We start from the raw sequence: 20,588 nt of genomic DNA on the forward strand, positions 1-20,588 counted from the left end.
AGCTTCTCGCTTTTATCGCTATCCGGTACACTCCGTAAGTTATTTCATCAATACTGAAGGATTATCCTCATGTACCAGGATCTTATTCGTAACGAACTGAACGAAGCAGCGGAAACGTTAGCTAACTTTCTGAAAGATGAAGCCAATATTCATGCAATTCAGCGCGCGGCGGTTCTGCTGGCGGACAGCTTTAAAGCAGGCGGCAAAGTGATCTCGTGCGGTAACGGCGGCTCTCACTGCGATGCGATGCACTTTGCAGAAGAGCTGACCGGTCGCTACCGTGAAAACCGTCCGGGCTATCCGGCGATTGCGATTTCTGACGTGAGCCACATCTCCTGCGTGGGTAACGACTTCGGTTATGACCATATCTTCTCTCGTTACGTTGAAGCGGTTGGTCGTGAAGGTGACGTTCTGCTGGGTATTTCTACTTCCGGTAACTCCGCAAACGTTGCCAAAGCGATCGAAGCGGCGCGTGAGAAGGGGATGAAAGTCATCACTCTGACCGGTAAAGATGGCGGTAAGATGGCAGGTTCAGCGGATATTGAAATTCGTGTGCCGCACTTCGGCTACGCCGACCGCGTTCAGGAGATTCACATCAAAGTGATTCATATCCTGATTCAGTTGATCGAAAAAGAGATGGTTAAGTAAGACGGCTCTTTTGTTTGCCATTTTGAAGCCGGGCAGTGCTCGCACTTGTGACGTACACAGGTACGCGCCGGGTGTCGCGCGCTGTCCGTATCCAAACTGGCTGTAACCATTACGCCTTCTCGCGTTCAGGCGTTTTTGGAGGTGATGTATGTGCGAATTGCTCGGGATGAGCGCCAATGTGCCAACCGATATCTGCTTTAGTTTCACCGGGCTGGTGCAGCGCGGTGGAGGAACCGGGCCGCATAAAGACGGCTGGGGCATTACCTTCTACGAAGGCAAAGGCTGTCGCACGTTCAAAGATCCGCAACCGAGCTTTAACTCCCCGATTGCCAAACTGGTGCAGGATTACCCGATCAAATCCCGCTCGGTGATCGCGCATATTCGTCAGGCGAATCGCGGTGAAGTGGCGCTGGAAAATACCCATCCCTTTACCCGTGAACTGTGGGGCCGCAACTGGACTTACGCGCATAACGGACAGCTGACGGGTTATAAAACGCTGGAGACGGGCAATTTCCGCCCAGTGGGGGAAACCGACAGTGAAAAGGCGTTTTGCTGGCTGCTGCATAAGCTTGCCGAGCGCTATCCGCGTACGCCGACCAACATGACCGCCGTGTTCAAATACATCGGCTCGCTGGCCTGTGAGCTGCGTGAGAAGGGGGTCTTTAATATGCTGCTGTCGGATGGGCGCTACGTGATGGCGTTCTGCTCGACCAATCTGTTTTGGATAACGCGCCGCGCGCCGTTTGGTGTCGCGAAGCTGCTCGATCCGGATGTGGAAATTGATTTTCAAACGGAGACCACACCTAACGATGTGGTCACGGTGATCGCCACTCAGCCACTGACGGGCAATGAAACCTGGCAAAAGATTATGCCAGGCGAGTGGGTCTTATTTTGTCTCGGGGACCGCGTAATTTGACGCCAGCTGTGGATGGACGACTTCGTGGCTCAGCGGTTTGCTGACGATGTAGCGTCCATCTGCAACCGAAACGGTTGGCGGTTTATGCGTCTGCTCGAAGTAGTCATAGCCCGGTTTTAGCTGTTTCCAGAACTCCGAGTAGGTCGAGAACTTATGACGCTGCATGTTGGCATCCGTCATTCTGAACGGATAGATGCTCACCTGCACGCCCGCCTGACCAAACACCAGTGCGCCAGTCACAAACTGGAAAATCTCATCAATACCGCCGTCCGTCATGGCGTAACAGCCAATAGACACGCAGGCACCGTGAATCATCAGGTATTTGCCGTCGTAACCGTGTGCACGGTCATAGGCGTTCGGGAAGCCGATATTAATGGCTTTATAAAAGCGGCTGTCAGGTTTGAGCTGATTACGTTGAACGGTGTAGAACCCTTCAGGACTTTTGAAATCACCCTGACGCTGTTTCGGGCCTAATCCGCCGGAATAACTACAGATTTTGTAGCTATCAAGCAGTTGATATGTCTCGCCCATTTTGACAAATAGATCGAGTGTGCGTTCTTCCTTGAAGATCTGAATATAAACCGGTGATCCCATTAACTGCTGTTTATATTCTTTGCTGATTGGTGTTGTTGAACTGTTGCTACTTAATAGCCCAGCAAACGAGAGACACGGAATCAGAAGCATCGCAATGAACAATGCGATTTTACGCATACTACAAGTTCCTTGATAAAGCCAAACCAACTTGCCAGGACGGCAAAAGAGACCCGAAATCAGAATATTCTGGATTAGGAGCGCTCACATTAGCATCGCTGAATTTTTTCGCAAGCGCGAAGCCATGAGTTTACAAAATAGTTTTCTTTATACTGCATTCACGGCGGAATAACTGTAAGAACAGTGTAAAAGCGCGCCTTATTCGGACGATTGCCTTCGCGACAGAGTGCTTCTCAATGTCTCAACTTTTACTGTATACTTATCCAGTGATGAGTGAGGGCTTACTATGCGCAAAATAATCCATGTCGATATGGACTGCTTTTTTGCCGCAGTAGAGATGCGAGACAATCCGGCGTTGCGGGATGTCCCCATCGCGATTGGCGGTAGCCGCGTCAAGCGTGGCGTAATCAGCACCGCCAATTATCCGGCGCGCAAATTTGGCGTGCGCAGCGCCATGCCTACAGCGATGGCGCTCAAGCTCTGCCCTCATCTGATTCTGCTGCCCGGCCGTTTCGATGCTTATAAAGAGGCCTCGGTTCGTATTCAGGAAATCTTCTCCCGTTACACTTCGCTTATTGAACCGCTGTCGCTGGATGAAGCTTATCTGGACGTGACGGACAGCCTGCACTGCCACGGCTCCGCCACGCTAATGGCGCAGGAGATCCGCCAGACCATTTCTGATGAACTGAATCTCACCGCTTCGGCGGGGATCGCGCCGGTAAAGTTTCTCGCCAAAATCGCCTCGGATCTCAACAAACCTAACGGCCAGTACGTGATCACGCCCGATGAGGTTCCGCATTTTTTGAAAACCCTGCCGCTGAGTAAAATACCCGGTGTCGGCAAAGTCTCCGCCGCCAAGCTGGAAAACCTGGGGCTGCGCACCTGTGAAGACGTGCAGAAAAGCGATCTGGCGATGCTGCTGAAGCGTTTTGGTAAGTTTGGGCGCGTGCTGTGGGAGCGCAGTCAGGGGATTGACGAGCGCAGTATCAACAATGAACGCCTGCGCAAATCCGTGGGTGTCGAGCGCACGCTGGCAGACGATATTCACGACTGGAACGATTGCGAAACGATTATCACCGAACAGCTTTATCCCGAGCTGGAACGGCGGCTGGCAAAAGTGAAGCCGGATCTGCTGATTGCGCGCCAGGGCGTGAAGCTGAAATTTAACGATTTCCAGCAAACCACGCAGGAACACGTCTGGCCGAAACTTAACAAAGACGATCTGATTGCGACAGCAAAGAAAACCTGGCAAGAACGCCGCGCGGGAAGGGGAGTCAGGCTGGTGGGCCTGCATGTCACGCTGCTCGATCCTCAGCTTGAGCGACAACTGGTACTGGGGCTATAAAAAAGCCCGGCGCTAACCGGGCTTTTCATGTCACTCTCTTAAGAGAGGGCGATTATTTTGCCGGAATGGATTTCAGCAGTTCGGTCAGCAGCGTCCAGTAGTGGCCCACGCTTTCGATATGAACCTGTTCATCCGGGGAGTGCGGCCCGGTGATGGTCGGCCCAATGGACACCATATCCATATCCGGGTACGGTTTTTTGAACAGACCGCACTCAAGACCGGCGTGGATCACCTGAATATTTGGTGTGCTGTTGAACAGACGCTGATAAGTCTCGCGCACCAGTGCCATCACCGGAGAGCTTGCGTCTGGCTGCCAGCCTGGGTAGCTGCCTTTAGCAGACGTTTTCGCGCCAGACAGTTTGCCCAACGATTCCAGCATGCTCACCACGTACTCTTTACCGCTGTCGATAAGAGAACGGATCAGGCAGATGATTTCTGCGCTGTCGTCGCTCATGGTCACAACGCCCACGTTCAGGGAGGTTTCTACCACGCCTTTCGCCACGTCAGAGTTACGGATCACGCCGTTTGGCGTCGCGTTCAGCAGCTGAACAAAGCTGTCACGTGACGGTTTGGTCAGCGCCGCTTTATCGCTGGATACGGCTTCCAGAACCACGGTCAGATTTTTCTCTTTCGCGGCCAGTTCGTTTTTCAGGATATCCAGATACTCGGTCGACAGTTTTTTCAGCGCGTCGACTTTATCCGCGGCAATGGCAACGGTCGCGAAGGCTTCACGTGGGATCGCGTTACGCAACGTACCGCCGTTGAAATCCACCAGACGCAAATCCAGTTCGTCTGCATGACCCGCCAGGAAGCGCGCCAGCAGTTTGTTGGCATTACCCAGGCCCAGGTGAATATCACCGCCTGAGTGACCGCCTTTCAGCCCTTTCAGCGTCAGCTTGAAGGTCTGGAAACCGGCCGGAACCGCTTCACGGGACAGCGGCAGCGTAGAGATAAAATCAATCCCGCCCGCGCAACCCATGTAGATCTCACCTTCTTCTTCTGAGTCGGTGTTGATCAGGATATCCGCCTGCAGCCAGTTGGCCTGCAAACCGAATGCGCCGTCCATGCCGGCTTCTTCGGTCATGGTCAGCAGCACTTCCAGCGGACCGTGTTCAACGCGATCGTCGGCCAGCACGGCCAGCGCTGACGCCATACCGATACCGTTATCGGCGCCGAGCGTCGTGCCGCGCGCTTTGATCCACTCGCCGTCAATGTACGGCTGAATCGGATCTTTGGTGAAGTCGTGTTCAGTGTCGTTGTTCTTCTGCGGAACCATGTCCAGGTGCGCCTGAAGCACAACCGGTTTACGGTTTTCCATCCCTGCAGTAGCCGCTTTACGAATCAGAATATTGCCAACCTGATCGCGTTCAGCGTGCAGGCCTTTTTCCTTCGCCCAGCCCATAATATGTTCGGCAAGCTGTTCTTCGTGATAGGACGGGTGAGGAATGGAACAGATTTTGGCAAAAATATCCCACAGCGGCTGTGGAGATAATTGAGACAGTTCAGACACGATGAGTCTCCTTGTCGTGGCGCTGCAACAAGCTTGCAGGTCACAGGGTTAGCAGATTAATAGTCACCACAAGTCGGGCTTGCGAGATAAGGTCGAGAATACCACTTTCTCCGTCTGCTGCTAGCATAATGCAAGTAAAAACTCCGGCCAGCGCCGCTTAATACTGGTTTTTAGCGCGTCAGATCTCTATAATCTCGCGCAACCTATTTCCCCCTCGAACACTTTTTAAGCCGTATATACACAGGCTGGGACACTTCACATGAGCGAAAAATACGTCGTCACCTGGGACATGTTGCAGATTCACGCCCGCAAGCTTGCTGCGCGTCTGATGCCTTCTGAACAGTGGAAAGGCATTATTGCCGTTAGCCGTGGCGGTCTGGTGCCTGGCGCACTGCTGGCGCGTGAACTGGGTATTCGTCATGTTGATACCGTTTGCATCTCCAGCTATGACCACGATAACCAGCGTGAGCTGACCGTGCTGAAACGCGCTGAAGGCGATGGCGAAGGCTTTATCGTGATTGACGATCTGGTCGACACCGGCGGTACCGCGGTTGCGATCCGTGACATGTATCCAAAAGCGCATTTCGTCACGATTTTCGCCAAACCGGCCGGTCAGCCGCTGGTTGACGATTACGTTATCGATATCCCGCAGGATACCTGGATTGAACAGCCATGGGATATGGGCGTGGCCTTCGTCCCGCCAATTTCAGGCCGTTAATACCGCCTCGACATTATTTTTAACGCCCGGTGATGCCGGGCGTTGTTTTATTTAGCCTGCACCGCGTTACAATAGCCGCTATGACACGTCATCATGGAGGCAGAGCGCAATGACTCAGGCGAATCTCAGCGAAACCCTGTTCAAACCCCGTTTCAAGCACCCGGAAACGTCGACGCTGGTGCGTCGTTTCAACCCCGGCACTCAGCCCGCAGTTCAGTCCGCCCTGGATGGCAAAACCGTGCCGCACTGGTATCGCATGATCAACCGCCTGATGTGGATTTGGCGCGGTATTGACGCGCGTGAGATCCTCGAAGTCCAGGCGCGCATCGTCATGAGTGAAGCCGACCGTACCGACAGTGAACTTTACGATACCGTTGTGGGGTATCGTGGCGGAAACTGGATCTACGAGTGGGCCACGCAGGCGATGGTCTGGCAGCAAAAGGCGACACAGGAGCCAGATCAAACCCTCAGCGGCCAACACTGGCTGCACGCCGCCAATCTCTACAGCATTGCGGCCTATCCCCATCTCAAAGGCGATGACCTGGCTGAACAAGCGCAGGCGCTGGCCAATCGTGCTTACGAAGAAGCGGCACAGCGATTACCCTGCAACATGCGTGAAATCGAATTCCCCATCCCCGGCGGTGCATCGGTGACCGGATTCTTGCATATGCCGCCAGGCGAAGGCCCGTTCCCGACGGTACTGATGTGCGGCGGTCTCGACTCCCTGCAAATTGACTATTACAGCCTGTTTGAGCGTTACTTCGCACCAAAAGGGATCGCGATGCTGACGCTGGATATGCCGTCGATCGGTTTTTCATCGAAATGGAAACTGACGCAAGATTCCAGTTTGCTGCACCAGCATGCGCTGAAAGCACTCGAGAATATTCCGTGGGTGGATCACACCCGCGTGGCTGCATTTGGCTTCCGTTTTGGGGCCAACGTCGCGGTGCGCCTTGCGTATCTGGAGTCGTCCCGTCTGAAAGCGGTCGCGTGTCTTGGGCCGGTAGTCCACGCGTTACTCAGCGATCCGCAGCGTCAGGCAAGCGTGCCGGAAATGTATCTGGACGTACTGGCAAGCCGCCTTGGCATGCATGATGCATCAGATGAAGCGCTGCGCGTAGAACTGAACCGTTACTCGTTAAAAACGCAGGGTTTGCTGGGGCGTCGTTGCCCAACCCCGATGATGTCGGGTTTCTGGAAAAATGACCCGTTCAGCCCGGAAGAAGAGTCGCGTTTAATCACGTCGTCATCTTTGGATGGCAAACTGCTGGAGATCCCCTTCAGTCCGGTGTATCAGAATTTTGACAAAGGGCTGAAAGAGATTACACGTTGGATCACGCAGAGATTGTGTTAAGAGATTGCTAAATTTTGATGGTTTGGTAAAACAGTGGACTGACAAAAGGAGATCGCAATGACGTTACCGAGTGGACACCCGAAAAGCAGACTGATTAAGAAGTTCATGGCTCTTGGCCCATACATTCGTGAAGAGCAGTGTGAAGAGAATCGCTTTTTTTTTGACTGCCTGGCTGTATGCGTCAATGTGCAACCCGCTCCAGAAGAGCGTGAATTCTGGGGTTGGTGGATGGAAATGGAAGCCGAAGAAAAACGCTTCACCTACACCTATCATTTTGGTTTGTTCAATAAAGCGGGCCACTGGCAAGCGACGACCATTAAGGATAAGGAAGTTGTCGAGCGTCTGGAGCAAACCTTGCGTGGATTCCATGAAAAAGCGCGTGCTTTGCTGGAGACCTTTGAACTTAAGCTCGAACCTGCTGATGATTTTACCAACGAAAAGCTGAAGCTCTCCGCGTAAATCGTGCAATAAAAAACCCGGCCACTTTCGCGCCGGGTTTTTTTATATCTGAATATTAGAACTGGTAGGTCATACCAAGCGCAACGATGTCATCGTTGTTCACGCCCAGTTTATTTTTGTCGTCGAGTTGGTTGATTTTATAATCAACAAATGCTGACATATTTTTGTTGAAATAATAGGTCGCGCCGACGTCGATGTATTTGACCAGATCTTCATCACCAATACCTTCAATATCCTTGCCTTTAGACTGCACATAACCCAGGGATGGACGCAGACCAAAGTCAAACTGATATTGCGCGACGACTTCGAAGTTCTGCGCTTTATTCGCAAAACCACCTGAAATTGGGGTCATATTGCGCGTTTCAGAATACATTGCGGCCAGGTAAATATCGTTCGCGTCATATTTCAGACCCGTTGCCCAGGCTTCCGCTTTTTTGCCCTCGCCACGCGCCTGCAGGTTCTGATCGTCGGTACGGTCAGAGCTGGTGTATGCGCCGCTGACGGCGAAATCGCTGCCGCCGAAATCATATGTCAGAGAGGTACCAAAGCCGTCGCCGTTCTGTTTTTTGACGTCACGATCTTCGTTTTTGCCCTGATATTGCAGGGTCATATCCAGGCCATCAATCACGCCGAAGAAGTCGGTATTGCGGTATGTCGCAAGGCCTGAGGCGCGTTTGGTCATAAAGTTATCGGTCTGAGCAGAAGAGTCACCGCCGAATTCCGGGAACATATCGGTCCAGGCTTCCACGTCATACAGCGCGCCCAGGTTACGGCCGTAATCCAGGGATCCAAAGTCTTTCAATTTCAGGCCAGCAAACGCCAGACGGGTTTTCTGCGTTGAATCGCTCTCGGCTTTATTACCCGAGAATTCTGCTTCCCAGCGACCGTAACCGGTCAGCTGATCGTTAATTTGCGTTTCACCTTTGAAGCCAAAACGAACGTAGGTCTGGTCACCGTCTTTAGCATCATTATCACTGATATAATGCATGGCTTTAACTTTGCCGTACACGTCCAGTTTGTTTCCGTTTTTATTATAAACTTCAGCTGCCTGTACGGATGCGGATGCGACAACGCTCATTACCACTAATGCCAGAGTGCTCTTTTTCATTTTCAATCCTGATGTTTTTTAAAACGCGCTAATATTCGCTGAGCAATAAGATTCGGCTTATTACCCCGTGAAAAACAGGATGGTTTTTATCGTCCGGGGATGAACGTTTTATGACAAAGTAAGAATATGTATAAAAAAGTCACATTTATTTTTTCGGTAATAAAACTGTCAACATCTGCCGCTACGCTTCCTGATCCCGCACAACAAATTATCGTGCTTTGTGCTATGGCAGTTGGCAACGGCGCTGAGTCCTGTTAAAACGTCTGATTACATCATTTTCCCTTATTGTTGAATGGCAGAGAATCATGAGTGACAGCCAGACGCTGGTGGTAAAACTCGGTACCAGTGTTTTAACAGGCGGATCGCGCCGCCTCAATCGCGCCCACATTGTTGAACTTGTCCGCCAGTGCGCACAGCTTCACGCCGCAGGTCACCGTATCGTTATCGTCACATCCGGGGCAATTGCTGCCGGACGTGAACATCTGGGATACCCCGAACTGCCCGCGACGATCGCCTCCAAACAGCTGCTGGCCGCGGTAGGACAAAGCCGACTGATTCAACTGTGGGAACAGCTGTTCTCAATCTATGGCATTCACGTGGGGCAGATGCTGTTAACCCGTGCAGACATGGAAGATCGCGAGCGTTTCCTGAATGCGCGCGACACCCTGCGGGCGCTGCTCGATAACAATATCGTTCCGGTCATTAACGAGAACGATGCCGTCGCGACGGCTGAAATCAAAGTCGGCGATAACGATAATCTCTCCGCGCTGGCAGCCATTCTTGCCGGGGCCGATAAACTGCTGCTGCTCACCGATCAGCAGGGTTTGTTCACCGCCGATCCGCGCAACAATCCGCAGGCCGAGCTGATAAAAGATGTTCACGGTATTGATGACGCGCTGCGTGCCATCGCCGGTGACAGCGTGTCGGGCCTGGGCACTGGCGGCATGGGCACGAAATTACAGGCCGCTGACGTGGCGTGTCGCGCCGGTATCGACACCATCATTGCTGCGGGTAGCCGTCCGGGGGTGATTGGCGACGTGATGGAAGGCATTTCCGTTGGCACGCTTTTCCACGCTGAAGCTACGCCGCTAGAAAACCGTAAACGCTGGATCTTTGGCGCGCCGCCTGCCGGTGAAATCACCGTCGATGAAGGTGCCACCGCCGCGATTCTGGAAAGGGGGAGCTCATTACTTCCGAAAGGGATTAAAAGCGTGACAGGTAACTTCTCCCGTGGTGAAGTGATTCGTATCTGTAACCTTGAAGGACGCGACATCGCTCACGGTGTGACGCGCTATAACAGTGATGCGCTGCGCCGTATTGCCGGCCACCACTCACAACAAATCGACGCCATTCTGGGCTACGAATACGGTCCGGTCGCTGTGCATCGCGACGATATGATTATTCGCTAAGGAGCCAAACATGCTGGAACAAATGGGCGCAGCTGCCAAAGCCGCCTCTTACAAGCTGGCGCTCCTTTCCAGCCGCGAGAAAAATCGCGTTCTGGAAAAAATCGCTGATTATCTGGAAGGGCAGTCAGAACAGATTTTGCTCGCCAACGAACAAGATTTAGCCGAAGCCCGTGCTAACGGCCTGAGCGACGCGATGCTGGATCGTCTGGCGCTGAACCCTGCGCGTCTGAAAAGCATTGCCGATGACGTGCGTCAGGTGTGCAATCTTGCCGATCCGGTTGGGCAGGTGATCGACGGTGGGCTACTCGACAGCGGCCTGCGCCTTGAACGTCGCCGCGTGCCGCTTGGCGTGGTTGGCGTGATCTATGAAGCGCGTCCGAACGTCACCGTTGACGTCGCCTCTCTGTGCCTGAAAACCGGCAACGCTGCCATTTTGCGCGGGGGCAAAGAAACATGGCGCACCAACGCCGCCACCGTCAAAGTGATTCAGCAAGCGCTGGAAGAGTGCGGTTTGCCAGCAGGTGCCGTTCAGGCGATTGAAAGCCCGGATCGTGCGCTGGTGAACGAAATGCTGCGCATGGACAAATACATCGACATGTTGATCCCACGTGGCGGTGCGGGCCTGCATAAACTGTGTCGCGAGCAATCGACCATTCCGGTAATCACCGGCGGTATCGGCGTGTGCCATATCGTGGTGGATGACAGCGCGGAGATTGAGCCTGCGCTGAAGATTATCGTCAACGCTAAAACCCAGCGTCCAAGCACCTGTAACACGGTCGAGACGCTGTTGGTTCATCAGGATATTGCCGACACATTCTTGCCTGCGCTGAGTCAGCAAATGGCCGAGAGTGGCGTTACGTTGCATGCTGATGCCCGCGCGTTAGCTCTGCTGCAAGATGGCCCGGCGAAAGTCGAAGCCGTAAAATCAGAGCAGTATGACGACGAGTATCTGTCGCTGGATCTGAACGTAAAAGTGGTTGCGGATCTGGATGATGCCATTGCGCACATTCGTGAACACGGTACGCAGCACTCCGACGCGATCCTCACCCGCACGCTCAGTCACGGCAATCGCTTTATCAACGAAGTCGATTCTTCTGCCGTCTACGTGAATGCGTCAACGCGTTTCACCGACGGCGGACAGTTTGGTTTGGGCGCAGAAGTGGCAGTGAGTACACAAAAACTGCACGCGCGCGGGCCAATGGGTCTGGAAGCGCTGACCACCTACAAGTGGATTGGCTACGGCGATGATACGATTCGTGCGTAATTAAAACGTGGGTGATGCAAAAACAGGCACTTGATTCATAAGGCCATTGACGCATCACCCTGTTAGTTTTAACCTTTTGCCCCGTGGTTACATTCGTAGCCGGCCTTTCAGGGCCGATATAGCTCAGTTGGTAGAGCAGCGCATTCGTAATGCGAAGGTCGTAGGTTCGACTCCTATTATCGGCACCATTCTTCACGCGGCTTCACGCGATATTCACCAAATCAGTAAACGCCCCTTGTGCCATATTTGTGTCATTTCCAGCCAGAAATAAGTCCATTTACCTGGCATGTTCCGCCAGTGATTTGGTGAAAGCTCCTCATAACGTTGCAATAAAAAGAAAGAATCACGCGTTTTTTAGCATGCTTATCGACTGCTAATATTCAGCCTGTTAAGTCATTTAACCGCGCGATTAACAGAGGGATACAAGATGCAGAGTTTATTTTCATTAACTGCCGGTGCCAGCGTTCGTTGGCATGATTTGCCAGGAAAGGGTATTCCTGTTGTGTTTATTCACGGGCTTGGGTGCGCTTCATCTTATGAGTATCCACGCATTGTGGCGGATCCGGCATTTGGCGGGCGACGCGCCATACTGATTGACCTTCCCGGATACGGCTTCAGTGATAAACCCCGTGACTATGATTACAGCATCGCTCATCAGGCAGACGTGGTTATCGAGGTGATCAACGCATTAAAGCTCCCACAATGCCATATTTATGGTCACAGCATGGGAGGCAGTATCGCGATTGAAGTGGCGGCACGGTTGCGTGAACGGGTAGGCAAACTGGTGGTTTCGGAACCTAACTTTCATGCAGGCGGCGGTGAATACAGCCGAATTATAGTAGAGAAACCGGAATCTGAATTTGTCTCTCACGTTTACGATCAGATGCTGGCAAACCAAACCTCTCCCTGGAAAGGGTCAGCCCAAAATGCTGCACCTTGGGCAATGTGGCGGGGAGCCAAAAGTCTGGTCGAGGGTACTTCACCCTCATGGATGGAAATCTTTCTCAGCCTGTCCTGTTCACGCGCGCTGGTTTTTGGCGAACAATCCTTACCGGACAATGATTTTCAATATGTTAGCCAAAACGACATACCTGTAGCCGTAGTGCCACAGGCAGGGCACTCAATGTCCTGGGAGAATCCTTCTGCGCTTGCCGAGGCGTTGAACAAGGAATTTAGTCAGGAATAACTCTCCATCTGACTTTCGCTGTGATTTCAGCGCGCGGCGCAATGACGAACGCCATAGGCATGCATCTGGACAGGGAAAGACGGAGGTATGTTAGCGGCTTTCAGCGCCATGATAATGGCGGGTAGGGGATACGCTTTTGGGCCGTATTGATGAATACGGCTTTTGTCCTCTTCTCACTCATGATGAGCGGAAGAGGAATAAACATGAATTTCTCTTTCCGAAACTAATATCCGGCGGCTTTATTTGCCGCTTTTATACGTTTGTTTCTGGAATCTTTTTCATATTTATCGTTGGCTTGCATGATTCCGCCAGCGGCATCGATCCAGTCGCTCGCGGTACATCCTGATAATGTAAGGCTCAACATAACGGCAAATACAGTCTTCATTTCAGCTCCATAGCGTGATTCTTCATCCTTGTGACAACCAAAAAAATTGATTGTTTACGCCTTATTTTGACAATAAATTTGATTTACATCAAGCCATAACTGACAAGAGGCCGTGCAGACGTGTGGATTTGCCGTCACCCACCGCCTTCAATCTGCATATAACCCTCTGTTAACGCGTGTGATGACACGCGCGATTTTCCCTCGCGATTGCTAGCCAGAGCGTCGTCTTACCCACGCAAAAAGTACACACTCGCTAGTCCTCAAGAGCTCACTTTAATGCCCGTTCTCAGGCCGGGCATCGGACTGAATTGTCCTGGCGGATAAATCAGAGGCAAGCTGTTGATCCTTGTTTATGTATTTATATCAAATGGGCCAAGTCATTATTGATGCCCATCTGCATAACAATCCATCAGTGAACGAGTTAATACTCATTGAGAATGAAACGTTCATCAATTTTATATTCACTGTGATTAACGGTGAGCATGGCGGTGATTTTTCGATGCGGGTAAAAGAACCATTAATATCAACTATATAATTTACTCACACATCTAAATTTAGAACTCTTTTTGAATGTTTACCCTGCGTTAAATAGGTATCTTCACTTGCGAAGATTTATCGTTATTTTATAAACACTAACAATAGTCTTCACATTAAAATGTATATGAATATTTATTTTTAAGATAAAAGGTTTTAAAATGAAAAAAAGTACTTTATGTATCGGTATGGCGATGCTCATGTCTACGGCATTTGCTCATGCAAGCGATCTTCCGGAATCAGTAGCAATAACTATTACGGGAACGGTAAGTGGTCATAATCCGAGCGTCAGTTGCGGTGTTTATCCAGCAATCGACTCCGTCTTAATATCGGGCGAGAATATTGTTGATCAAGGTGCTGAACCTGGCGTAATGAATTCAGTTATGATTCACGTTGCTAACCCAGACGATCTGTCGGGTTGCGGTGAGGAGGTTTCTGCTGGACACTTCGCTTTGAAATTGAAAGGCCAGCCAGATAATGGGCAGGGAACATCTCTTGCCAACACCGAGACGCAAAATGCAGCATCGGGCATCGCTATCGGTATGTTTGATTACAATACAAAGAAAATGATTCCCGTCAATGATGGTGTTTTGGACATAGATAAAGATTCACACAGTGTGAAACTCGGTCTTGAGATGGTTAAACTTGCAGGGCAAGAGATTACTGATGGCACCGTGACGGGCTCTTTGACTATTGAGCTAACCCGCCTGTAATCTTAATTACCATAAGTGACTTTTAAAATCATAGGGCAGCACCTTATATGACTTCTATTACCGTCATAAATAGGTGAAACCGTAACACGTGTCACTAAAACAGGTCATTTGAAATGGCCTGTTTTTATAGTACAAATAAATTAATTGATGTATTTGCGTAAATAATCCTCTGTTTTTTTGTAGGGCTTTGCCAGACGATGATTTTTTGACAGTTGCAGACTTATTCCGCTCAAATAATAATTATCTACCGAAAGCTATTCAGATAATCATTTTCCTTTACATTATTCCGTGGACGTTCACGCATTTTAGCCAAATCTCATTCCCCCATTTTCAATAAAAACGAATCACAACCCGCCAGCTGGAATGCCCTTATAAAACCTTTCACTTAGCAGGGTTTATGCTGAAAGTTGGCATGAAAATGAGATGTTAATTTATTCTGTTGGGTAGCATAAAATTTGTAAAAGTAGACATTTGTCGACTTTTCATCTTAAAGTTAACGCTTAATGCTAGACAAAACCAACGTCTGGTTATCATATGGTTAATTAAAATATCGCTGCATGTAAAAAATCGCCCAGATAGATGACTGGTCGGCGTACATGCCAGCGCAGCAAACACTCTGGCACACTTTCTCAGGAGCATTATGCAATCCTCTGTTAATAAGAACGAAAGCCGAACTTTCTTCGGCCATCCTTATCCGCTCGGCTCGCTCTTCTTTACCGAAATGTGGGAGCGGTTCTCGTTTTACGGCATTCGTCCGTTACTGATCCTGTTCATGGCGGCGACCGTCTATGACGGCGGTATGGGGCTCGCGCGTGAAAACGCATCGGCCATCGTCGGGATTTTTGCCGGCAGTATGTATCTCGCTGCGCTCCCTGGCGGCTGGCTGGCGGATAACTGGCTCGGCCAGCAGCGGGCGGTCTGGTACGGTTCCATTCTGATTGCACTTGGGCATCTGTCGATCGCGCTGTCGGCCTTTATGGGCAACAACCTGTTCTTTATCGGCCTGATGTTCATCGTCCTCGGTTCCGGTTTGTTCAAAACCTGTATCTCGGTCATGGTGGGGACGCTGTACAAAAAAGGCGATGCCCGTCGTGACGGCGGCTTCTCGCTGTTTTATATGGGCATCAACATGGGGTCGTTTATCGCTCCGCTGATCTCCGGCTGGTTGATTAAAACGCACGGCTGGCACTGGGGCTTTGGCATCGGTGGTATCGGGATGCTGGTAGCGCTGGTGATTTTCCGCATGTTTGCCGTGCCATCCATGAAACGCTACGACAGTGAAGTTGGCCTGGATTCCACCTGGAACAATCCGGTGGCGAAGAAAAAGGGCGTAGGTGCCTGGCTGATGGCGCTGGCGGTTGGCGTGGCGATTATTGTGACGCTGATTGCGCAGGGCGTGATTGTGATTAACCCTGTCGCGGTCGCCAGCGTGCTGGTCTACGTGATTGCGGCCTCGGTCGCGCTCTATTTTATCTGGCTGTTCCTCTTTGCCGGTCTGAATCGTAAAGAGCGCGCCAGACTGCTGGTCTGTTTCATTCTGCTGGTCTCCGCGGCGTTCTTCTGGTCTGCGTTTGAGCAAAAACCAACGTCGTTCAACCTGTTTGCGAACGATTATACCAACCGTATGATCGGTGATTTTGAAATCCCGGCGGTATGGTTCCAGTCAATCAATGCGCTGTTTATCATTATTCTGGCGCCGATCTTTAGCTGGGCATGGCCAATGCTGGCGCGTAACAACGTGCGTCCGAGCAGCATCACCAAGTTTGTGATCGGCATTTTGTGTGCGGCAGCGGGCTTTGGCGTGATGATGCTGGCGGCACAAAACGTATTGAACAGCGGCGGGGCAGGCGTATCGCCGATGTGGCTGGTGGGCAGCATCCTGATGCTGACGCTGGGTGAACTCTGTCTGAGTCCGATTGGTCTGGCGACCATGACGCTGTTGGCGCCGGAAAGAATGCGCGGCCAGATGATGGGCCTGTGGTTCTGCGCCAGCGCGCTGGGCAACCTGGCGGCAGGTTTGATTGGCGGTCACGTTAAAGCCGATCAGCTGGATATGCTGCCAAATCTCTTCGCGCGTTGTTCTATTGCGCTGTTGATCTGTGCCGCGGTGCTGCTGGTGCTGATTGTTCCGGTGCGTCGTATGCTGGAAAACGCACAGGTGAAAACGGAAGAGAAACCGGTGACCACCGCCTGATGTGCAGTGACTGAGCCTTAATCAGACCGGCGCGAAATGCGCCGGTTTTTTTATAGGCGTGATATGTTCAGTTATTATCACCATGCTGGCGATGAATAAACCGTAAACCGTACAACTCAACCGCGAGAGCCGGACATGTCAGAATCCGCCGCAAAAAACATTCTTCACCTCTACGACACGCACGCGGATGCCTTTGCACGTCTGCGTTCCCGCTATTTAACGGAAAAAGCCTGGCTCGATAAATTTATCGATCTGCTCGGCTCACGCGGGACGATTCTGGATATCGGCTGCGGGAATGGTCAGCCCATCGCTGAGTATTTCATTCATCAAGATTATCAAATCACGGGTATCGACGGCGCGTCCGCGATGCTGGCTCGCGCGCAGCAGCAGTTTCCTGAACAGCGCTGGTTGAATCTGGATATGCGTCAGTTAGCGCTGAAGGAAACCTTTGACGGGCTGATCGCCTGGGACAGCTTTTTCCACCTGACTCAAGACGATCAGCGCCAGATGTTCCCGGTATTTGCGCGTCACAGCCATCCTGGCAGCGTGCTGATGTTCACCAGCGGCACCCATAGCGGCGTCGCGATGGGGGAATTTGAAGGCGAACCGCTGTATCACGCCAGCCTGTCGCCGGACGAATACCGGCAACGGCTGGCGGACAAGGGTTTTGCAGTGATTGACGTGGTATTTGAAGATCCCGAGTGCGGCGGGCATTCGGTCTGGCTTTGTCAGGCTCACTAACGCTTAACCCGGTTCCAGCATCCCAAAACTCACAATCCGCGAACGCCCCAGCTCTTTTGCACGATACAGCGCAACGTCGGCCGCACGCAGCAGGTTGTCGCTCTGGACGTGCTCCGGGTAGCTGGCGATGCCAATCGACACGTCCACGGGACCGATCTCAGACAGCCCATAGCGCATCGAGAGGGTGTGAACGCCCTCAAAAATCTCGGTTGCGCAGGCGTGGGCCCCTTCTTCATCAACGCCCGTCAGCAGCGCCAGAAACTCCTCGCCGCCATAACGGAACGCCACGCCAGTGTCGTGAACGGCGCGTTGGATGATGGCCGCGACGCTTTTGATCACCTGATCGCCCGCCTCGTGACCGAACCTGTCGTTAATGTTTTTGAAGTGATCAATGTCGATCATCAGGCAACTCACGGGTTCTGCATTGCGCGCCGCCAGGCTTATTTGGGTGCGCAACGTGTCTTCCAGATGGTGACGATTGCGTAGCCCCGTTAACGGATCATGAAGCGCTTTTTCGAGCAGGGCATCGCGCAGACGTTGGTTCGCTAACGCCAGGCCAAGCGCTTCGGCCATCAGTTCCAGATACGCGCGAGAAGGCGCCGTTTCTGGCGTGATGTTCTGGAAAGAGAGTAAACCAATCGCTTCTCCCTGCGCGATCAGCGGGACGCAAAGCGAGTGATTGGCGCAGGTTTCCGGCAGATGGTAGCAGGCGATATCCGGCTCGCCGTTAACCGGTGGATGGCTCTGACCGCGACGCACCGCCCAACACGCATCGGGATGGAACGGGTCCTGCTTTCCTTCGGGCGCAAGCCATTGCGCGACGCAGCGCATCTGCCACGGATCGCGGTCAAGAATATAGATTCGCCCGGCTATTCCCGGTGCGATATTCGGGGCGAAAAGCTGTGCGACATTAATCACGTCCTCGAAGTTCTCGCAGCCCTGCAAACGCTGCGTCATACGCGCCAGCAGCTCGCGGATCGCCCAGTCGGCATCGCGCTCTTTTTCCAGGCGCTGTCGTACCAGCCCATTCTCGCGAAAAATGCGGATCGCCTGCGCCATGTCACCAATTTCGTCGATCTGGTTAAAGTTGGGCGTCTCAACCGCATAATCCTGGGAGGCGAGACGATTCACCACGTCGCTCAGACGCACCACCGGGCGCAGTACCCGGCGTTTTAAGATGAAACCCAGCACAAACAGGAACAGCAGGGCCGTCACGGCCACCATCACTTCAGACAAAGTGCGTAACAGGCGTGAGGTGTTGGTCGCCTGCTGGACGGCGTCCTGCGCACGGCGATCGAGCATCAGGCGGAAATGGTCGATTTGGTCTTGCGCCCGCTCCAGCTCTTGCTCGTAAGGTTTGCCGTAAAGCAGCGCCAGGGCTTGCGATTGCTCACCGCGCGTCACCTGAGCTAACGCGGTCTGCTGTTCATCCTGAAGCGCATCGACAACCCGCAGTCCTTCATGCAGCAGCGCCAGTTCTTCATCCGTTGCGCCGTTGTCTTTCAGCTTTGCCAGACGATGTTCAACGGCCTTCATGGACTGTTCTTTTTGCTGATATTCCGCCAGCACGTCAGAGTCTTGTTTGATCACGTACAGCCGCGCCAGATCTGAAAGCGACCAGATCTCAACTTCAATTTCTTCAGTCAGCTGATCAAAAACCTGTCGCTGTTCTACCGCCTGCCGCTCAACATTATCCGCGTTTGACGCCATCAGCATCACCACGCCTGAAATGATTGTCAGGCACACCGTGGCACCATAGGCCCAGTTCGTTATGGTCGCAATACGCACCTGTTGGATCCTTCTAGGCCATTTGTGGGATATCTTTTCTGAAATTATAGGAAACGCATGATTTCCGCGTAAAAAAAAGGCGGCCGCTGGCCGCCTGGTCTGTTAGATATCGTCACCGCTTCACAAATCTGGAGGGTTTTTTCCTTCTTCGATAAAGGCTTCGTCGATTTCGTCCGAATTACCGGCATGGTCGCGACCAGAAAGAATATTCCAGCAGGCAATAAACAGGGCGGCGATCAGCGGGCCAATCACAAAGCCGTTAATGCCGTAAATTTCCATACCGCCAAGCGTAGAAATCAGGATCAGGTAGTCCGGCATTTTGGTGTCTTTGCCGACCAGTAGCGGGCGCAGGATGTTATCCACCAGCCCCACGATGATGACAAAGAAGCCGACAATGAAGAACCCCTGCCACAGCTGTTGCGTGGCAAACAGGAAGACAGCGGCGGGCACCCAAATAATCGCCGAACCGACGGCCGGGATTAGCGACAGGAACGCCATCAGCGCGCCCCACAAAATACTGCCGTCGATACCGGCGATATAAAAGGCGATACCGCCCAAAATACCCTGCACGAGAGCTACAACTACCGTACCTTTGACCGTCGCGCGGGAGACGGCGGCAAATTTCGCGAACAGATGCTGTTTAACAAAATCGGACAGCGGCAGGGAATCGAGGATCTGGCGCACCAGATACGGCCCGTCTTTGAGCAGGAAAAACAGCAAATAAATCATGATGCCGAAGCTGATCGCAAAGCCGAACGTGCCCTTGCCGATCAAGAAAGCGCTGCCGGCCAGATACTGCCCGCCTTTTAACGCAGCGTCAGATAATTTTTGCTGGATCTGCGCGGCATTATCCAAATTGTGATCGACAAGGAAATTCCGAGCCCACTCCGGCAGGTGCGCAAACAGGCTTGCCACCACTTCCGGGAATTGGGAGTTCGTATGCTGGAGCTTGGTGTAAACCACGTTCAGCTCGATGGCGAGCGACGAGAGAATCACAATCAGCGGTGTAAACACGATCAGGCAGATAATGACCAGCGTCAGCAGCGATGCCAGCCCGTTGCGTTCCCCCATCATACTGCGCAGTTTGTTCTTCACCGGATGAAAGATGACGGCCAGTATCGAGGCCCATAGAACGGCCGAAAAGTAGGGCGCCAGTATGTCAAAGAAGGCCAGCGAAACGATGGCGAGAATCAGAATGAAGAAACCTTTGGTAAGTCCTTTAAAGCGCATGAGCCAGTCCTGGTAACGTAGAATCACCGTCGACTATAGAACCCTTTGGCTGATTTACCAATTTTGTCGTCAGGATCACAGCGTTAGATTTTCTGCACATCCTTACCCCTTTGATGCAATGGGCGATCACACCTTTCTGTATGAGAAGGGGTGACGGGATCCCACTTTCGACTGACCGAAAATGCCCGCCGTCCACGCCATGCTTTCAGTATCGGCTTATGGAGGTGCTTATGGCATGGCGACCCATTCTCTACGTGATCATGACAAACCAACCCCGACTCAGTGCCCGCCGTGCGCGGTTACGTTTGGTTCGCGGCTAGCTTTTTGTTAACAATCACGGTATAACAAAACCTTCTTTGGATGTTTAGATGTCCA

Annotated in this window: 18 protein-coding genes and 1 tRNA gene; 13 read left to right on the plus strand and 6 right to left on the minus strand. The window is 52.2% G+C overall.

Annotated features, from left to right (window positions below):
- Window positions 1–69: 69 nt before the first annotated feature.
- Both lpcA and AC07RN_RS20690 read left to right on the plus strand, forming a co-directional pair.
- Complete coding sequence (lpcA, locus tag AC07RN_RS20685) at window positions 70–648, plus strand: D-sedoheptulose 7-phosphate isomerase (RefSeq protein ID WP_012016166.1); 579 nt, start codon at window positions 70–72, stop codon at window positions 646–648.
- Between the two features lie 148 nt (window positions 649–796).
- Window positions 797–1,564 carry a class II glutamine amidotransferase gene (locus AC07RN_RS20690; protein ID WP_478337181.1) on the plus strand — a complete coding sequence of 256 codons (768 nt, stop codon included), beginning with the start codon at window positions 797–799 and terminating at the stop codon, window positions 1,562–1,564.
- Here the strand turns inward: AC07RN_RS20690 and dpaA are convergent.
- Entirely contained in the window at window positions 1,535–2,275 is a 741-nt protein-coding gene (gene dpaA, locus AC07RN_RS20695; RefSeq protein WP_012016168.1) for a peptidoglycan meso-diaminopimelic acid protein amidase, read from the minus strand. The genes AC07RN_RS20690 and dpaA overlap by 30 nt on opposite strands.
- Window positions 2,276–2,561: 286 nt before the next feature.
- Between dpaA and dinB the strand changes: the two genes are divergently transcribed.
- The gene (gene dinB / locus AC07RN_RS20700) at window positions 2,562–3,620 is read left to right on the plus strand and encodes a DNA polymerase IV (protein ID WP_478337182.1); all 1,059 of its coding nucleotides are present in this window, start codon (window positions 2,562–2,564) and stop codon (window positions 3,618–3,620) included.
- Window positions 3,621–3,672: 52 nt separating this feature from the next.
- On the opposite strand, the gene pepD is transcribed toward dinB, so the two are convergent.
- Entirely contained in the window at window positions 3,673–5,130 is a 1,458-nt protein-coding gene (pepD, locus tag AC07RN_RS20705; protein WP_478337183.1) for a cytosol nonspecific dipeptidase, read from the minus strand.
- Window positions 5,131–5,389: 259 nt separating this feature from the next.
- Between pepD and gpt the strand changes: the two genes are divergently transcribed.
- The 3 genes from gpt (at window position 5,390) to crl (ending at window position 7,661) form a co-directional block, all read left to right on the plus strand.
- Entirely contained in the window at window positions 5,390–5,848 is a 459-nt protein-coding gene (gene gpt / locus AC07RN_RS20710; RefSeq protein ID WP_012016171.1) for a xanthine phosphoribosyltransferase, read from the plus strand.
- A 109-nt stretch (window positions 5,849–5,957) separates the two neighbouring features.
- The gene (frsA, locus tag AC07RN_RS20715; protein ID WP_449553339.1) at window positions 5,958–7,202 is read left to right on the plus strand and encodes an esterase FrsA; all 1,245 of its coding nucleotides are present in this window, start codon (window positions 5,958–5,960) and stop codon (window positions 7,200–7,202) included.
- Between the two features lie 57 nt (window positions 7,203–7,259).
- Window positions 7,260–7,661 carry a sigma factor-binding protein Crl gene (gene crl, locus AC07RN_RS20720; protein ID WP_012016173.1) on the plus strand — a complete coding sequence of 134 codons (402 nt, stop codon included), beginning with the start codon at window positions 7,260–7,262 and terminating at the stop codon, window positions 7,659–7,661.
- A gap of 55 nt (window positions 7,662–7,716) precedes the next feature.
- Here crl and phoE read toward each other — a convergent pair whose 3' ends face one another.
- A complete protein-coding gene (gene phoE / locus AC07RN_RS20725; RefSeq protein WP_478337184.1) occupies window positions 7,717–8,769 on the minus strand; it encodes a phosphoporin PhoE in 1,053 nt (350 codons plus the stop codon).
- Between the two features lie 305 nt (window positions 8,770–9,074).
- On the opposite strand from phoE, the gene proB reads away from it, so the two are divergent.
- The 4 genes from proB to AC07RN_RS20745 all read left to right on the plus strand — a co-directional run bounded on the left by proB (window position 9,075) and on the right by AC07RN_RS20745 (window position 12,628).
- Window positions 9,075–10,178 (plus strand): glutamate 5-kinase, encoded by a 1,104-nt coding sequence (proB, locus tag AC07RN_RS20730; RefSeq protein ID WP_012016175.1) that lies wholly within the window; start codon window positions 9,075–9,077, stop codon window positions 10,176–10,178.
- Between the two features lie 10 nt (window positions 10,179–10,188).
- Window positions 10,189–11,442 (plus strand): glutamate-5-semialdehyde dehydrogenase, encoded by a 1,254-nt coding sequence (gene proA / locus AC07RN_RS20735; protein WP_449553338.1) that lies wholly within the window; start codon window positions 10,189–10,191, stop codon window positions 11,440–11,442.
- Between the two features lie 112 nt (window positions 11,443–11,554).
- Window positions 11,555–11,630, plus strand: a tRNA-Thr gene (locus tag AC07RN_RS20740).
- Window positions 11,631–11,869: 239 nt separating this feature from the next.
- Window positions 11,870–12,628 (plus strand): alpha/beta fold hydrolase, encoded by a 759-nt coding sequence (locus tag AC07RN_RS20745; protein WP_478337185.1) that lies wholly within the window; start codon window positions 11,870–11,872, stop codon window positions 12,626–12,628.
- A gap of 223 nt (window positions 12,629–12,851) precedes the next feature.
- On the opposite strand, the gene AC07RN_RS20750 is transcribed toward AC07RN_RS20745, so the two are convergent.
- Entirely contained in the window at window positions 12,852–13,013 is a 162-nt protein-coding gene (locus AC07RN_RS20750; RefSeq protein ID WP_186753340.1) for a hypothetical protein, read from the minus strand.
- A 695-nt stretch (window positions 13,014–13,708) separates the two neighbouring features.
- On the opposite strand from AC07RN_RS20750, the gene AC07RN_RS20755 reads away from it, so the two are divergent.
- The 3 genes from AC07RN_RS20755 (at window position 13,709) to AC07RN_RS20765 (ending at window position 17,195) form a co-directional block, all read left to right on the plus strand.
- Window positions 13,709–14,260: a fimbrial protein gene (locus tag AC07RN_RS20755; RefSeq protein ID WP_478337186.1), complete on the plus strand. Its 552-nt coding sequence runs from the start codon at window positions 13,709–13,711 to the stop codon at window positions 14,258–14,260.
- A 640-nt stretch (window positions 14,261–14,900) separates the two neighbouring features.
- On the plus strand, window positions 14,901–16,454 hold the full coding sequence (locus AC07RN_RS20760) for a peptide MFS transporter (protein ID WP_012016229.1): 1,554 nt from the start codon (window positions 14,901–14,903) through the stop codon (window positions 16,452–16,454).
- Between the two features lie 135 nt (window positions 16,455–16,589).
- On the plus strand, window positions 16,590–17,195 hold the full coding sequence (locus AC07RN_RS20765) for a class I SAM-dependent DNA methyltransferase (protein WP_478337187.1): 606 nt from the start codon (window positions 16,590–16,592) through the stop codon (window positions 17,193–17,195).
- 3 nt (window positions 17,196–17,198) lie between these two features.
- Here AC07RN_RS20765 and AC07RN_RS20770 read toward each other — a convergent pair whose 3' ends face one another.
- Window positions 17,199–18,983, minus strand: a complete 1,785-nt coding sequence (locus tag AC07RN_RS20770) for a diguanylate cyclase (protein ID WP_478337188.1) — start codon at window positions 18,981–18,983, stop codon at window positions 17,199–17,201.
- Between the two features lie 120 nt (window positions 18,984–19,103).
- Entirely contained in the window at window positions 19,104–20,213 is a 1,110-nt protein-coding gene (locus AC07RN_RS20775; protein WP_012016232.1) for an AI-2E family transporter, read from the minus strand.
- Between the last annotated feature and the right edge of the window lie 375 nt (window positions 20,214–20,588).

The sequence above is a fragment of the Lelliottia sp. GFLA7 genome (genome assembly GCF_056490165.1).

What these genes read in the sequence shown, in the direction of transcription:
- lpcA (WP_012016166.1), top strand. Translation starts at nt 70, where the DNA reads ATGTACCAGGATCTTATTCGTAACGAACTGAACGAAGCAGCGGAAACG.
- AC07RN_RS20690 (WP_478337181.1), top strand. Translation starts at nt 797, where the DNA reads ATGTGCGAATTGCTCGGGATGAGCGCCAATGTGCCAACCGATATCTGC.
- dpaA (WP_012016168.1), bottom strand. Translation starts at nt 2,275, where the DNA reads ATGCGTAAAATCGCATTGTTCATTGCGATGCTTCTGATTCCGTGTCTC.
- dinB (WP_478337182.1), top strand. Translation starts at nt 2,562, where the DNA reads ATGCGCAAAATAATCCATGTCGATATGGACTGCTTTTTTGCCGCAGTA.
- gpt (WP_012016171.1), top strand. Translation starts at nt 5,390, where the DNA reads ATGAGCGAAAAATACGTCGTCACCTGGGACATGTTGCAGATTCACGCC.
- frsA (WP_449553339.1), top strand. Translation starts at nt 5,958, where the DNA reads ATGACTCAGGCGAATCTCAGCGAAACCCTGTTCAAACCCCGTTTCAAG.
- crl (WP_012016173.1), top strand. Translation starts at nt 7,260, where the DNA reads ATGACGTTACCGAGTGGACACCCGAAAAGCAGACTGATTAAGAAGTTC.
- phoE (WP_478337184.1), bottom strand. Translation starts at nt 8,769, where the DNA reads ATGAAAAAGAGCACTCTGGCATTAGTGGTAATGAGCGTTGTCGCATCC.
- proB (WP_012016175.1), top strand. Translation starts at nt 9,075, where the DNA reads ATGAGTGACAGCCAGACGCTGGTGGTAAAACTCGGTACCAGTGTTTTA.
- proA (WP_449553338.1), top strand. Translation starts at nt 10,189, where the DNA reads ATGCTGGAACAAATGGGCGCAGCTGCCAAAGCCGCCTCTTACAAGCTG.
- AC07RN_RS20745 (WP_478337185.1), top strand. Translation starts at nt 11,870, where the DNA reads ATGCAGAGTTTATTTTCATTAACTGCCGGTGCCAGCGTTCGTTGGCAT.
- AC07RN_RS20750 (WP_186753340.1), bottom strand. Translation starts at nt 13,013, where the DNA reads ATGAAGACTGTATTTGCCGTTATGTTGAGCCTTACATTATCAGGATGT.
- AC07RN_RS20755 (WP_478337186.1), top strand. Translation starts at nt 13,709, where the DNA reads ATGAAAAAAAGTACTTTATGTATCGGTATGGCGATGCTCATGTCTACG.
- AC07RN_RS20760 (WP_012016229.1), top strand. Translation starts at nt 14,901, where the DNA reads ATGCAATCCTCTGTTAATAAGAACGAAAGCCGAACTTTCTTCGGCCAT.
- AC07RN_RS20765 (WP_478337187.1), top strand. Translation starts at nt 16,590, where the DNA reads ATGTCAGAATCCGCCGCAAAAAACATTCTTCACCTCTACGACACGCAC.
- AC07RN_RS20775 (WP_012016232.1), bottom strand. Translation starts at nt 20,213, where the DNA reads ATGCGCTTTAAAGGACTTACCAAAGGTTTCTTCATTCTGATTCTCGCC.